The 13,804-nt window shown below is 70.0% G+C and carries 10 protein-coding genes and 2 pseudogenes; 4 read left to right on the top strand and 8 right to left on the bottom strand.

Annotated elements, in window-relative coordinates:
* Positions 1–65 precede the first annotated feature (65 nt).
* Positions 66–1,526 (top strand): cation:dicarboxylate symporter family transporter, encoded by a 1,461-nt coding sequence (locus ACFY0T_RS21265; RefSeq protein WP_388872618.1) that lies wholly within the window; start codon positions 66–68, stop codon positions 1,524–1,526.
* 87 nt (positions 1,527–1,613) lie between these two features.
* Here the strand turns inward: ACFY0T_RS21265 and ACFY0T_RS21260 are convergent.
* Positions 1,614–2,008 (bottom strand): annotated as a pseudogene (locus ACFY0T_RS21260) (FAD-binding oxidoreductase); the annotation flags it as partial.
* A gap of 23 nt (positions 2,009–2,031) precedes the next feature.
* Complete coding sequence (locus tag ACFY0T_RS21255) at positions 2,032–2,487, bottom strand: MarR family winged helix-turn-helix transcriptional regulator (RefSeq protein ID WP_388872615.1); 456 nt, start codon at positions 2,485–2,487, stop codon at positions 2,032–2,034.
* A 114-nt stretch (positions 2,488–2,601) separates the two neighbouring features.
* Here ACFY0T_RS21255 and ACFY0T_RS21250 point away from each other — a divergent pair, with 114 nt between their 5' ends.
* Together ACFY0T_RS21250 and mltG are read left to right on the top strand one after the other, a co-directional pair.
* The gene (locus ACFY0T_RS21250; protein ID WP_388872612.1) at positions 2,602–4,401 is read left to right on the top strand and encodes an ABC transporter ATP-binding protein; all 1,800 of its coding nucleotides are present in this window, start codon (positions 2,602–2,604) and stop codon (positions 4,399–4,401) included.
* A gap of 43 nt (positions 4,402–4,444) precedes the next feature.
* Positions 4,445–5,365, top strand: coding sequence for an endolytic transglycosylase MltG (gene mltG / locus ACFY0T_RS21245; RefSeq protein ID WP_388872609.1), 921 nt, complete (start codon positions 4,445–4,447; stop codon positions 5,363–5,365).
* A gap of 15 nt (positions 5,366–5,380) precedes the next feature.
* Here mltG and ACFY0T_RS21240 read toward each other — a convergent pair whose 3' ends face one another.
* The 3 genes and pseudogenes from ACFY0T_RS21240 to ACFY0T_RS21230 all read right to left on the bottom strand — a co-directional run.
* Entirely contained in the window at positions 5,381–6,469 is a 1,089-nt protein-coding gene (locus ACFY0T_RS21240; RefSeq protein WP_388872606.1) for an NAD(P)-binding domain-containing protein, read from the bottom strand.
* Positions 6,470–6,636: 167 nt separating this feature from the next.
* Positions 6,637–7,791 carry an LLM class flavin-dependent oxidoreductase gene (locus tag ACFY0T_RS21235; protein ID WP_388872603.1) on the bottom strand — a complete coding sequence of 385 codons (1,155 nt, stop codon included), beginning with the start codon at positions 7,789–7,791 and terminating at the stop codon, positions 6,637–6,639.
* A pseudogene (locus tag ACFY0T_RS21230) lies at positions 7,788–8,129 on the bottom strand (ABC transporter substrate-binding protein); the annotation flags it as partial. The pseudogene ACFY0T_RS21230 and the gene ACFY0T_RS21235, both read right to left, overlap by 4 nt.
* 148 nt (positions 8,130–8,277) lie before the next feature.
* Here ACFY0T_RS21230 and ACFY0T_RS21225 point away from each other — a divergent pair.
* Positions 8,278–8,706, top strand: a complete 429-nt coding sequence (locus ACFY0T_RS21225; RefSeq protein WP_388872600.1) for a YjbQ family protein — start codon at positions 8,278–8,280, stop codon at positions 8,704–8,706.
* Between the two features lie 33 nt (positions 8,707–8,739).
* Here the strand turns inward: ACFY0T_RS21225 and ACFY0T_RS21220 are convergent, their stop codons facing one another.
* From ACFY0T_RS21220 to ACFY0T_RS21210, 3 genes are all read right to left on the bottom strand, one after another.
* Positions 8,740–9,567, bottom strand: a complete 828-nt coding sequence (locus tag ACFY0T_RS21220; protein WP_388872597.1) for a transferase — start codon at positions 9,565–9,567, stop codon at positions 8,740–8,742.
* The gene (locus ACFY0T_RS21215) at positions 9,564–10,829 is read right to left on the bottom strand and encodes a glycosyltransferase family 4 protein (RefSeq protein ID WP_388872595.1); all 1,266 of its coding nucleotides are present in this window, start codon (positions 10,827–10,829) and stop codon (positions 9,564–9,566) included. The genes ACFY0T_RS21220 and ACFY0T_RS21215 overlap by 4 nt, the downstream gene beginning before the upstream one ends.
* 108 nt (positions 10,830–10,937) lie before the next feature.
* The gene (locus tag ACFY0T_RS21210; RefSeq protein WP_388872592.1) at positions 10,938–13,697 is read right to left on the bottom strand and encodes a SpoIIE family protein phosphatase; all 2,760 of its coding nucleotides are present in this window, start codon (positions 13,695–13,697) and stop codon (positions 10,938–10,940) included.
* Positions 13,698–13,804: the final 107 nt, after the last annotated feature.

Raw genomic sequence — 13,804 nt, 5'->3', positions numbered from 1 at the left:
TCCTCAATAGTGATCGGCGCGGAAGCACTTTTCCGCATACCAGAAGTTCCTTCGGAGGAGTGCCCGTGCCGCCGTCTGTACCGTCCCCGCGACGCGTCGCACGCATATTGCGTACCTCACTGTTCGCGCAGGTCGCCTGCGCGCTCGTACTCGGAATCGTCGTCGGAAAGGTGTGGCCCGACGTGGCCACGAATCTTCAGCCGCTCGGCGACGGTTTCACACGACTCATCAAGACGGTGATCTCACCGCTCGTCTTCTGCGTGGTGGTCGTCGGCATCGCCAAGGCCGGCGACCTGAAGGCCTTCGGCCGGATCGGGATCAAGGCCCTGATCTGGTTCGAGGTCGCGAGCACGGCCGCGCTGATCATCGGTCTCGTCGCCGCCAACGTCGTGGGTCCCGGTAACGGGATGAACGTCGACCCGTCCAAGCTCGACGCCTCGGCGGTCGACAGCAAGACGGGGGGCGGCTCGCTGCCGTCGACCACTGAGTTCGTCCTCAACGCGCTTCCGCAGAGTTTCATCGGATCCTTCGCCGAGAACTCGCTGCTCCAGGTGCTCGTCCTGGCCTGTCTGGTGGGCGCCGCGCTGCTGCACCTCGGCCACACCAAGGTGCCCAAGGTGTTGCCGGTCATCGAGCAGGCACAGGAGATCATCTTCGCGGTCGTCGGCTTCGTCATGCGGCTGGCGCCGCTGGCGGTCTTCGGCGCCATGGCCTACCTGGTGGGCCAGTACGGACTCGGCGTGATGAAGACGTACGCCAAGCTGATCATCCTGTGCTACGTGGCAGCGGCGCTCTTCGTCGGGCTCCTCGCCATCGCTCTCAAGGCGGTGACCGGGCTCAGTCTCTGGAAGTTCGTCCGCTACATCCGCGAGGAGATGCTCCTCGCGCTCGGCACCGCGTCCACCGAGTCCGTCATGCCGCGCGTGATGCAGAAGCTGCGCCGGGCGGGCGCCCGCGACGACGCCGTGGGGCTGGTGCTGCCCACGGGATACTCCTTCAATCTCGACGGAGCCTCGCTCTACCTGTCCATCGGCACGCTGTTCATCGCGCAGGCGGTGGGCGTCGACCTGAGCCTGAGCCAGCAGATCACCGTCGTCCTGGTGCTCATGCTCACCAGCAAGGGCATGGCGGGCGTGCCCGGTTCGGCCTTCCTCGCCCTGTCCGCGACCGCGTCCTCCCTGGGGGCCATCCCCGCCGGTGCCGTCGCCCTGCTCCTGGGCGTCGACCGCATCATGGACTCGATGCGCGTCGTGACGAACCTGCTCGGCAACTGCGTCGCGGTCTTCGCGGTGTCCCGCTGGGAGGGCGCGCTCGACACGGAGCGGGCCAAGAAGGTGCTGGACGGGGAGATCGCATTGGTGGAGGAAGACGACACTCCGGAGGCTGAGGCGGAGGCGGCTGCTCGGCCCGAGGTGGCCAAGGCCGACATAACCGCTCCGGCGGCCGGGGTCGACGTACAGGCTCAGGACGTCATGGCCGACGTACCCGCTCAGTCGGCCAAGGAGCCCACACCCGAGGCCAGTTGACCGGTTCCGGACGGGTCGCGCGCTCCAACTCCAGCAGTACGGAGTCGTAGCCGCGACCCGTCGCGTGGTCCATCCCCACCTCGTACATACTGGCCTCCCCGCGCGCGTGGAGACCGCCACGACGGCCTGGGCGAGCGACACGCCCCCGGTCCGACGCAGGCCGGGTGGTAAACGGCCGCCGCTCCCTCGGGCGCGGTGCGGGGCAGTTTGGCGGGGGCGGCTCCGAGGGTCCCCGGCAGCCATTCGGGCATGAGATCCGGTCGTACGACCTTGCGAGCCGCGCGCGTCACGGTGGTCACCCACTGGTCGTCGATACGGTCCGCGGCGGCCACGGCGAGCCGCGCCGCCGCCTCGACCGCCCGGAAGTTCCGCGCGGCCAGTGCTGCCGCCCGCTCCTCGCACGGCGAGTGCCGCGCGTGCCGGAATCCCCTCATCAGCGTGCCCGTATCGCCCGTATCGATGCCGACGGGGCAGGCGAGCCTGCCGTGCGCTGGGCGGCCTCCATTCAGCAGCGGCGCTCCACGCTGGGCATGCCGTCCACCAAGGTGTCCAGCAGCCCGCCGAGCACCTCACGCTGCTCGTCCGTCAGTGGAGCCAGGATCTCCTCCGCGGCGGACCGGCGCGCGCCGCGCAGCTCGCGCAACGCCTTGCGGCCCTCGTCCGTGACCTCGATGCGGATCACGCGCCGGTTGGTGGGGTCGGGCACCCGGCGCACCTTGCCGCTCGCCTCCAGGCCGTCGACCAGGGTGGTCACGGCGCGGGGCACGACTTCCAGGCGCTCGGCGAGATCGGCCATGCGGGGCGGGGAGCTGTAGTGCGCGAGCGTGCGCAGCAGCCGGGACTGCGCCGGAGTGATGCCCAGCTCGCGCTGCTCCAGATGGCGCTTCTGGATGCGGTGCACGCGGCGCGTCAGCCGCAGCAGCTGCTCGGCGAGCAGGCCGTCGGCATCGGGGGTGGTCATACGGGAACAATATCAGGACCCCGTTCATTGTGAGTATAGGTAACAATGAGCTAAGCTCCGTCAGTCATCGTCGTCCCGCCCCTCGAGGGACACCCTCACCTCCCGTAGGAGCCCATGCATCCCGACAAACAGACCTGGACCCCGTCACCTGCCGACGCCGAACAACCCCGGCAGGTGCGCCGTATCCTGAAGCTCTTCCGGCCCTACCGCGGCCGTCTCGCGATCGTCGGCCTGCTGGTCGGCGCCGCGTCCCTCGTCTCCGTCGCCACGCCCTTCCTGCTGAAGGAGATCCTGGACGTCGCGATCCCCCAGGGGCGTACGGGCCTGCTGAGCCTGCTCGCGCTCGGCATGATCCTCAGCGCCGTCCTCACCAGCGTCTTCGGCGTGCTGCAGACCCTCATCTCCACCACGGTCGGCCAGCGCGTCATGCACGACCTGCGCACCGCCGTCTACGGCCGGCTGCAGCGCATGTCGCTCGCCTTCTTCACCCGAACCCGCACGGGCGAGGTCCAGTCGCGCATCGCCAACGACATCGGCGGAATGCAGGCGACCGTCACCTCCACGGCCACCTCGCTGGTCTCCAACCTCACCAGCGTGGTCGCCACCATGGTCGCGATGGTCGCCCTGGACTGGCGCCTCACCGTCGTCTCGCTGCTCCTGCTGCCGGTGTTCGTATGGATCAGCCGCCGGGTCGGCAACGAACGCAAGAGGATCACCACCCAGCGCCAGAAGCAGATGGCGGCGATGGCCGCCACGGTCACCGAGTCGCTCTCCGTCAGCGGCATCCTGCTCGGCCGCACCATGGGCCGCGCCGACTCGCTCACGAAGTCCTTCGCGGAGGAGTCCGAGAGCCTGGTCGACCTCGAAGTGAGGTCGAACATGGCGGGACGCTGGCGCATGTCCGTCATCGGCATCGTCATGGCCGCCATGCCCGCCGTCATCTACTGGAGCGCCGGCATCGCCTTCCAGCTGGGCGGTTCTTCGATCTCGATCGGCACGCTCGTCGCCTTCGTCTCGCTCCAGCAGGGCCTGTTCCGGCCGACGGTGAGCCTGCTGTCCACCGGCGTCCAGATCCAGACCTCGCTCGCCCTCTTCCAGCGCATCTTCGAGTACCTCGACCTGCCCATCGACATCACCGAGCCGGAGCACCCGGTCCACCTCGACCAGGTCAAGGGCGAGATCCGTTTCGAGGACGTCGCGTTCCGCTACGACGACAAGAGCGGCCCGATCCTCGACGGCATCGACATCACCGTCCCCGCCGGCGGCAGCCTCGCCGTCGTCGGCCCGACCGGCTCCGGCAAGTCCACGCTCAGCTATCTGGTGCCGCGGCTGTACGACGTCACGGGCGGGCGCGTCACCCTGGACGGGGTCGACGTGCGCGACCTCGACTTCGACACGCTCGCGCGCGCGGTCGGCGTCGTCTCCCAGGAGACGTACCTCTTCCACGCCTCGGTCGCCGAGAACCTGCGGTTCGCCAAGCCGGACGCCACCGTCGAGGAACTGCACGCGGCGGCGCGAGCGGCCCAGATCCACGACCACATCGCGTCTCTGCCCGACGGGTACGACACGATCGTCGGCGAGCGCGGTCACCGGTTCTCCGGTGGTGAGAAGCAGCGCCTGGCCATCGCCCGCACGATCCTGCGCGACCCGCCCGTGCTCATCCTCGACGAGGCGACCAGCGCCTTGGACACCCGCACGGAGCACGCCGTCCAGGAAGCCATCGACGCCCTGTCGGCCAACCGCACCACGCTCACCATCGCGCACCGGCTGTCCACCATTCGGAGTGCCGACCAGATCGTGGTCCTCGATTCCGGCCGTACGGTCGAACGGGGCACGCACGAGGAGCTGTTGGAGCAGGAAGGGCGCTATGCCGCCCTCGTCCGCCGGGACGCCCAACTGGAGCCGACAAGATGACGATATGCCGGGTTTGGTGTGTTTAGCGGGTTAACGTGCCCGCATGCAGATGAACACTCCGCCACGGAGCACGATTCGACTGACGCGCCGGGGCCGGGTCGCCCTCATGGTGACCGGAGCCGTCGTGGCGGCCACCGCCGTGGCGGTGCCGCTGCTGACCCTGGGAGGCCCGGAGGCCGAGCCCCCGAGGTCCCTCGTCATCCCGGAGGGCTGGCGCGCCCGCCAGGTCTACGAGGCCGTCGACAAGGTCCTCCAGGTGCCCCCGGGCACCACCAAGAAGTCCCTCGGGAAGGCCAACCTGAAGCTGCCGAACGACGCCGAGGGCAACCCCGAGGGCTATCTCTTCCCGGCGACGTATCCGATCGACAAGAAGGCGACTCCGGAGTCGCTGCTGTCGTTCATGGTCGACACCGCGAACCAGAGGTTCAACAAGGCGCCGGTCGCCGCCGGAGCGCAGCGCAACGCGATGAACGTCTATCAGGCGGTCACCATCGCGAGCATCGTCCAGGCCGAGGCGGCGACCAAGGCGGACATGGGCAAGGTGGCCAGGGTCATCTTCAACCGCCTGGAGCGGGGCATGCCGCTGCAGATGGACTCCACCATCAACTACGCCCTGAACCGCAACACCGTGAACACCAGTCAGAACGACACGAGGCTCAACAGCCCCTACAACTCCTACCAGCGCATGGGCCTGCCACCCACGCCGATCGCCAACCCCGGCGAGGACGCGATGCACGCGGCGACCAACCCGCCCCCGGGTGACTGGCTGTACTTCGTGACCGTCAAGCCGGGCGACACCCGCTTCACGGCCAGCTACGAGGAGCACCAGAGGAACGTGGTCGAGTTCAACCTCAACCGCAGGAGCGCGTCCCCTACCGGCACGTCCACCGGCACCCCCGCCACCGGCACCCCCACCACCGGCACCCCCGCCACCGGCGCCCCGGCCGCCACCCCCACCCGCTGAGCCGCCGCAGGGGCATCAGGCGGCGACCGGTTCGCCCGCCAGCAGCTTCCCGATGTCCCGTACCGCGGCACGTCCGGCCCGGTTGGCGCCGATGGTGCTGGCGGAGGGCCCGTACCCGACCAGATGGATGCGCGGATCGGCGACCGCGCGCGTTCCCTCGACGCGGATACCGCCGCCCGGCTCGCGCAGCCGCAGCGGCGCCAGATGGTCGACGGCGGCCCGGAAGCCGGTCGCCCACAGGATGACGTCGGCGTCCACGCGACGACCGTCGGCCCACTCGACGCCGTCGGGCGTGATCCGGTCGAACATCGGCTGCCGGTCGAGGACCCCGTCGTCCAGGGCCTGCCGGATCGCGTCGTTGAGCGGCAGCCCGGTCACGGAAACGACGCTCTTGGGCGGCAGCCCCTGGCGGACCCGTTCCTCGACGAGTGCGACGGCGGCGCGGCCGATGTCCTCGGTGAAGGGCCCCTCCCGGAAGACGGGCGGGCGCCGGGTAACCCACGTGGTCTCGGCCGCGTACGGGGCGATCTCCATCAGGTGCTGGGTGCCGGACGCGCCACCGCCCACGACGATCACCCGCTGTCCGGCGAACCCCTCGGGGCCGGGGTACTGCGCCGTGTGCAACTGCCGCCCCCGGAAGGTCTCCTGGCCCGGATACCGCGGCCAGAACGGCCGGTCCCAGGTGCCCGTGGCGTTGATCAGTGCCCGCGCCGACCACGCATCGCCGTCGGTCTCGACGAGCAGCCGCTCTCCCGAACCCTCTCGTACGGCTTTGACGTCGACGGGGCGCCGGACGCGCAGGCCGAAGGCGCGCTCGTACCGGTCGAAGTACTCGGCGATGACCTCTGAGGACGGACGCGCGGGGTCCGCGTCCGTCAGTTCCATGCCGGGCAGGGAGTGCATCCCATGCACCTTGCCGTACGTCAGTGACGGCCAGCGGAACTGCCAGGCGCCGCCGGGCCGCGGCGCGTGGTCGAGGACGACGAAGTCCCGCTCGGGCTCGAAACCGGTGCGTCGCAGGTGATAGGCGCTGGACAGTCCTGCCTGCCCAGCGCCTATGACGACGACATCGACTTCACGCGCGCGTGCCCCGGTGTTGTTCACGCTTCCACTAACTCGACCGGGTTCCTGGATCTTCCCGGGAGTGACCTTTTGTGAGCCAGGCGACGCGTGTCTTGCGAGCCATCCGGCGCATGGCCAGTCGGCCACCCGGCACGTCGGCTTGTGGGCCACCTGGCGCGTCGGCTTGTGGACCACCCGGCGCGCCTCCGTCAGCGGCCGCCCGCCACCAGGAGCGGGGCGCCGCGCCCCGCAGTCGTACGAGGCAGCAGCCCGCGCGCCGCCAGATCCGGGATCACACCCTCCCCGAACCAGTACGCCTCCTCCAGATGCGGATACCCGGAGAGCACGAAGTGCTCGATGCCCAGCGCGTGGTACTCCTCGATCCGGTCGGCGACCTCGGCATGGCTGCCCACGAGGGCGGTGCCCGCGCCACCCCGTACGAGCCCCACACCCGCCCACAGGTTCGGTGAGATCTCCAACCCGTCGCGAGAGCCGCCGTGCAGCGCCAGCATGCGCTGCTGGCCCACCGACTCGCTGCGCCCGAGCGCCGACTGCGCTGCCGCGATCGTGTCCGCGTCGAGGTCGTCGAGCAGCCGGTTCGCCGTCGACCACGCCTCGGCCGACGAGTCGCGCGAGAGGGTGTGCAGTCGGATGCCGAAGCGAACCGTCCGGCCCTCGCGCTCGGCGAGTGAGCGAATCCAGTCGATCTTCTCCTTGACCTGTGCCGGAGGCTCGCCCCAGGTCAGATACACATCCGCGTGCCGGGCCGCGACCGGCCCCGCGGCCGCCGACGAACCGCCGAAGAAGATCTCCGGTAGCGGATCCGGCGGCAGCGCCGTCAGCCCGCCCTCGACCTGGAAGTGAGCGCCTTCGAAGTCGTACGGCTGCCCGCTCCACACCCCTCGCACGACCGACAGGAACTCGTCGGTGCGCGCGTACCGCTGATTTTGGCCGAGATGGTCGCCGAAACGCCGCTGCTCCGCCGAGTCGCCGCCCGTGACGACATTCAGCAGCAGCCGCCCCCGAGTGATCCGCTGATACGTCGCCGCCATCTGCGCCGCGAGCGTCGGCGAGATGACGCCCGGCCGGAACGCCACCAGGAACTTCAGCCGCTCGGTGTGCTGGGCCAGCGCCACCGTCGTCAGCCAGGCATCCTCGCACCAGGTGCCGGTCGGAGTGAGCACCGCCTCGAAGCCCAACTGCTCCGCGGCTTTGGCGATTTGGGCCAGATACTCGACGTCGGGGGCACGGACCCCGCTGACCGGCCGGGCGCGGTCGATGTCGTTGGAGGCGTACGCGTGCCGGTCGACGAGGGTGCGGCCGTCGCCGCCGGTTGGCAGGAACCAGTGGAGATGGACGGTCATCGGGATTCCTTCGAGACGCGGGGCGTGGTCGTGGACGGCGGCAGGCTGCCGTTGAACCGCGGGTCCACGAAGTCGGCGAAGTCGACCTTGCGGGGGATCAGCTTCAGGGTGGTGAAGGTGTCCGCGATCGCCTGCTCGGAGGCGATGAGCGGCTTGTCGACCGCGACGGCGATGCGGCTGGCGTTGGTCCGCTTCACCGAGGCGAGCGCCACCTCGTACGGCAGCCCGGTGTCCTTCGCCCACACCTTGGCCCATGCCTCCGGGTGGTCGTAGACCCAGTCCTGGGCACGCCGCAGCCGCTCCAGGTAGTCCTTGATGGCGGCGGCCTTCCTCTTGTCCCGGGATGGCGGGTTGGCGCGGACCTACGACGCACGGATGGCTGGTCGGTGCGGTTCCACGGCGTGGGGTGGCCGGTCGGGTGCGGTCCCACGACGTACGGGTGGCCGGTTCGGGTACGGACGCCGACGTATGGGTGAGGATTGGGGCATGCCCGATGCCTTCACCACCCGTGTCCTGAACGTCGCCACCGGTTCGGCGGAGACGGTCGTCGACCTCACCCGCGACTGCGAGGCCTTCCTCCGGGAGGCGGCGGCCGGCCGCGACGGTCTCCTGAACATGTTCGTGCCCCACGCGACCGCCGGAATCGCGATCATCGAGACCGGCGCAGGGAGCGACGACGACCTCCTCACCGCCCTCCACTCCCTGCTCCCCGCCGACGACCGCTGGCAACACCGCCACGGCAGCCCCGGTCACGGCCGCGACCACGTACTCCCCGCGATCGTCCCGCCGCACGCGACACTGCCGGTGCTGCGCGGGAGGCTGGAGTTGGGGACGTGGCAGTCCGTGTGTCTGGTGGATACGAATCGGGACAACCCGAGCCGTCAGGTGCGGTTGAGCTTCCTTGCGGGTTCGTGATCCGGCCTTTCGCGGGTGCGGAGGACCGCTACCTCAGCCAGCCTTCGTCACCTCCACGGAGAGGTCGTTGTCGACGGTGTAGTAGGGGCGCAGGGCGGCGCCGCCGACCGTGAGTGTCGGGTACACGAACACCTCCTTGCGGTCCGCCACGTCGTCGAGGAGGCGGGCGACCCGGATGCGAGGTGCTTCTGCCGCGGGCTGGACGAAGACGTCCCAGACGCCGCTCCCGACGCCCGTCTCGGCGGCCAACTCCTCGTAGTCGACGGTGAAGGAGAAGGTTCGGCCGTCGTTTCCGGCCCGTGGCTCCAGGGTGCGCTGGGTGCCGCTGGCGCCCCGCAGGCGCAGGCGCACGACGGCTCCCTCCAGGAGTGGGGCGCCGTGCAGGCGTGCGCCGACCGTCATCGAGCGGTCGGTGACGTCGATGCCGTCGACCTCCGCATGGGCGGGACGCAACCAGGCTCGCACCGCGAGATGACCGTCCTTGGTGACGTAAGGAATTCGGACGGCCAGCGGTGACGGCCGGTCATGGAGGTGCCCGTCGACGAGGGCCCGTAGGTCGCGCAGGCCCGGGCGCAGGCGCTGCCGCTGGGATTCGGGTCCCCGCAGCAGGTACACGTCCCACCGGCCCTCCGCGAGAACGGGTTGCGGGCCCAGGACGGCCCGTCGGCGACCGTCGTCGGCGGGCTCCAGGTCGAGGACGTGGAGGACCTTCTCGGGCTGTCCCCTCTTCGGGCGCAGCCGCAGCAGCAACTGCTGACCTTCGTGCTCTTCGTCCGACCGCAGCGGCAGGTCGAAGGTGATCCGGCCGTCCGCATCGACCGTGCAGCCGACGCGTGGTTGTGCAGCGTGTTCCGTGCTCACCGCTGTCGCCTCCGTACCACGCGCAATGCGCTGCTTGCCGCGGTGAATGCGGCGTCGCGGACGGCGAAGCCCTGGCCGGCCAGAACGCGGTGCACGCGGGCGCGTTCTTGTACGACCGGTCGCCCCGCTCTTCTCGCCGAGACCGCCTCGGCGAACAGACGCTCGGCCTGCTCGACCACAGGGCCGGGAGCGAACCGCCGCGCGTTCTCCAAGGCCGCTCGGCCCGTACGGCGACGCCGCTCGTCGTCACGGACCAGTTCGAGCAGGGCCGCGCCCAGCGCGTCACGGTCCCCGACCGGCACCAGTCGGCCGTCGACTCCGTCCTCGATGATCTCACCGGGTCCGTAGGGGCAGTCGGTGCTGACCACCGGCAGGCCGCAGCGCATCGCCTCGACGATCGTCATGCCGAACGGCTCGAAGTTGGAGGCGGCCGCACCGATCGAGCCTTTGACCCACTCCGCCTCCATGGGGGCCGCCGCGCCCATCAGGAAGACGTTGTTCCACAGACCGAGGTCCGCGATGAGCTGCCGTAAACGATCGTGTTGCTCGCCCTTGCCGTAGATGCGCAGCTGCCAGTCCGGGTGTTCGGCGGCGACCACGGCGAAGGCCTCGATGAGCAGGTCGTACCGTTTCACCGGGACCAGTCGGCCGGCCGCGACGACTACCTTCGCGGTGCCGTCCGCGGCGGGGAGCACGGGATCCGGAACGCTGTTCGGGAGTGTCTCCACCCGTACACCGGGCAGCCTCATCTTGCGCCGGTAGGCGGCGGCGTCCGCCTCGGTCACCGTGGTGAGCGCGTCGAGCCGCTGGTAGGACCTGCGCAGCGTGTTGCGCAGCCGTGGCGGATGGTTGTCCAGGGTGAGGTGCTCCTGCCCGATGCGTACGACGTGTCGCGGAGCCTGGAGCGCGAGATGCACGTTGAGCCCCGGCCGGGTGCCGATCACCACGTCGGCGTCGATCGTGGCGAGGCACTCGCCGATCCGCTGGTCGGTCAACTCGCTGTACTGCCGGTACCGGTACTCGGCGCGGGGGAACACCCTCGCCGGTTTCAGATGTAACGCGTGCTCCTTCTCGTGCCTGAGGTCCACCAACGGCCGCAGCTTCACCCTCGGGTCCAGGGTGAAGTTCGGGTGCTCCCGGTGCCGTAGCACGGAGACGATTTCCACGTCGTGTCGCTCGGCCAGTGCCTGGGCCAGGTTGAAGGTGGTGGTGATCGTGCCTCCGATTCCGTAGGCGTTGTGGAGCAGAAAAGTGATCCTCATGCGGACTAGACCACGCCAACTCCGCCACGGTTGCGGCCCGTTACCACTTCGTAGCGCTCATCGGTACTGCTCCGGCGGGCCGCGCTGTTCCACCCTCCTAATCCGTCCTCACGCCGGGGCTTCCGGGCCGGCTGCCCCGTCGTCCGGGAGGGCGGCGTCCGCATCGGCCGACGCCGGGCCGGGCTCCTCGATGACCTGGGGCAGTGCCTGTTCGGCCCAGATCACCTTGCCCTGGGGGGTGTACCGGGTGCCCCAGCGCTCGGCTATCTGCGACACCAGGAACAGGCCCCGGCCTCCCTCGTCGGTCGTCGCTGCGTAGCGCAGATGCGGCGAGGTGCTGCTGCCGTCGGCAACCTCGCAGATCAGCGTACGGTCGCGGATCAGCCGCACGTGGATCGGCTCGGAGCCGTAGCGGATGGCGTTGGTGATGAGCTCGCTCAGGACGAGCTCCACGCTGAAGCCGATCTCGGACAGGCCCCACTCGTCGAGCTTTTGGGACACGGCGTCGCGCATCCCCGCGACGGCGGCGGGGTCGAGTGGCACATCCCAGTCGGCGATCCGGTCGGGCGGCAGCCCCCGCGTACGGGCGATGAGCAGGGCGACATCGTCCTTGGGACGCCCGGGCAGCAGCTCGGCCAGCACGTCGTGGCAGCTCTCCTCGGGCGGCCGGTCAGGGTGGCCCGCCAGCGCATCGCGCAGCATGTCCATTCCCACGTCCAGGTCGCGCCTGCGGTCCTCGATGAGGCCGTCGGTGTAGAGGACGAGCTGGGTGCCCTCGGCGAGGTCCAGCTCGGCGGTCTGGAACGGCATGCCGCCGAGGCCGAGGGGAGGCCCGGCCGGCAGGTCCGAGAAGGTGGCGGTTCCGTCGGGGTGGACGAGCGCGGGCGCCAGGTGCCCCGCACGCGCCATGACGCAACGGCGCGTCACGGGGTCGTAGATCGCGTACAGGCAGGTGGCGCCAAGCACGCCCGTGGCACTCTCCGTAGCCGCCTCGTCCTGGTCGATGCGGCCGACCAGGTCGTCCAAATGGCTCAGCAGTTCGTCGGGCGGCAGATCGAGTGTGGAGAAGTTGTGCACCGCGGTCCGCAGCCGTCCCATCGTGGCGGCGGCGTGGAGGCCGTGACCGACCACATCGCCGACGACCAGCGCCACCCGGGCCCCCGGCAGGGGAATCACATCGAACCAGTCTCCGCTCACGCCCGACTGGGCGGGAAGGTAGCGGTAGCCGACGTCGACGGCGCTCTGCTCGGGCAGGGCCCGCGGCAGCAGGCTGCGCTGGAGGGTGACCGCCAGGGCGTGCTCGCGGGTGTAGCGGCGGGCGTTGTCGATGCTGACCGCGGCACGGGCCACCAGTTCCTCCGCCAGCGACAGCTCCTCCTCGTCGAAGGGCTTGTGCTGCTTGGAGCGCCAGAAGTTGGCCATGCCCAGGACGACGCCGCGGGCCTGGATCGGGGCGGCGATGAGGGAATGGATGCCGTAGTCAACGATCGCTTTGGTGCGCTCCGGGTCCTGCGCGTGCCAGCCCGTGGCGGTCGACAGGTCGGTCACCAACTCGGAGCGGCCGCTGCCGAAGCCGCGCGCCTGGGGAGTGGAGGGCAGAAAGTCGATCAGCCGGCCCTCTTCGTAGAGCGGATGGTCGTCCCGGATGCCGCACACGGCCGTGCGCCGGATGTCCGTTGCCGTGGGGGCCGGCTCCTCGCCGTGCAGCACGGCGTCGGCCAGGTCCACGGTGACGAAGTCGGCGAAGCGGGGGACGGCGACCCGCGCGAGCTCGTCGGCGGTGCGCCGTACGTCCAAGGTGGTGCCGATGCCGAGTCCGGCGTCGTAGAGCAGCTTGAGCCGCTCCCGTGCGATCTCCGCCCTGCCGGTCACAGCCTGCAGCTCGGTGGAGTCGCGCAGCGTCACCACCGTTCCCTTGGGGCCTCCGTCGCGATCCATGGGCCGCTGGTTGACCGCCAGCAGCCGCTCTCCCGCGAAGTGCACCTCGTCGGTGGCCTCGCGCCCGGAGGCGAGCAGCGCCACCATCTCGGGGTCGAGGCTCGACAGCTCCGACACGAGTCGACCCTCGACGTCCGGGGGCAGCTCCAGCAGCCGTCTGGCCTCGTCGTTCGCGAGCACCAGCCGCCCGTCGTCGGCGATGATGAGCACCCCTTCGCGCACGGAGTGCAGCACCGCGTCATGGTGGTCGTACATGCGGGTCATTTCGTCCGGGGCCAGGCTGTGGGTCTGCCGTCGCAGTCGCCTCCCCACCAGTGCCGTCCCGCCGGTGGCCACCGTGAGCGCCCCGGCCCCGGCGCCCAGGATGATCGGTAGTTGCCGGTCCACCTGATGGGTCACACTCTTGACCTTCATCCCGGCGGAGACGAGGGCCGCCACCGTGCCGTCGGCGTTCTTGATGGGGACGGTGGCCTGTACCTCGTGGCCGAGCGGGCCGTGGACGCTTTCCGTGTAGACCTTCCCCGCCAGCGACGGCCCGATGGTGCCCACGAACCGCTTGCCGATGCGGTCCGGCAGGGGGTGGGTGTAGCGGATGCCCTTGGTGTCCATGACCACGATGAAGTCGACGCCGGCGGCCTTGCGCCCCGCCTCGGTGAGTGGCTGGAGAATCTTGCTCGGGTCCGGGCTCTGCAGTGCCGCCTGGACACCGGGAGAGTGCGCGAAGGTCTGGGCTACGGCTACGGAGCGGCGCACGGCCTCGGCGGTGGTGTCCCGTTTTGACTGCAGGGCGAGCGCGAAGACAGCGCCGGCCACGAGCAGCACGACCAGGGCCACCTGGAGAACGAACACCTGCCCGGCGACGCTTCGCGGGCTCTTGCTGACCAGGGGCCTCAGGGATATGTGTCGAAAACCGGCGAAACGGTCCGCCATGTGACCTTTCTAGCACTGGTGATCCCGGGTGGCCATGGTCCGTCCGAGGACTGATCTCCACCTGGCTCGGTCTCGGGCGACTCCTCGGGCGTGCGTTGCACGGCCTC

It is taken from the genome of Streptomyces sp. NPDC001530 (genome assembly GCF_042894545.1).
Lineage (GTDB): Bacteria > Actinomycetota > Actinomycetes > Streptomycetales > Streptomycetaceae > Streptomyces.
Note: the sequence above shows the minus strand (reverse complement) of the source record. Positions and strands in the feature narration are given on the sequence as shown.

Excerpts from the sequence above, each read along its gene's own strand:
- ACFY0T_RS21235 (WP_388872603.1), bottom strand. The coding sequence starts at position 7,791 with ATGACCGTCCATCTCCACTGGTTCCTGCCAACCGGCGGCGACGGCCGC.
- mltG (WP_388872609.1), top strand. The coding sequence starts at position 4,445 with ATGCAGATGAACACTCCGCCACGGAGCACGATTCGACTGACGCGCCGG.
- ACFY0T_RS21215 (WP_388872595.1), bottom strand. The coding sequence starts at position 10,829 with ATGAGGATCACTTTTCTGCTCCACAACGCCTACGGAATCGGAGGCACG.
- ACFY0T_RS21250 (WP_388872612.1), top strand. The coding sequence starts at position 2,602 with ATGCATCCCGACAAACAGACCTGGACCCCGTCACCTGCCGACGCCGAA.
- ACFY0T_RS21225 (WP_388872600.1), top strand. The coding sequence starts at position 8,278 with ATGCCCGATGCCTTCACCACCCGTGTCCTGAACGTCGCCACCGGTTCG.
- ACFY0T_RS21255 (WP_388872615.1), bottom strand. The coding sequence starts at position 2,487 with ATGACCACCCCCGATGCCGACGGCCTGCTCGCCGAGCAGCTGCTGCGG.
- ACFY0T_RS21210 (WP_388872592.1), bottom strand. The coding sequence starts at position 13,697 with ATGGCGGACCGTTTCGCCGGTTTTCGACACATATCCCTGAGGCCCCTG.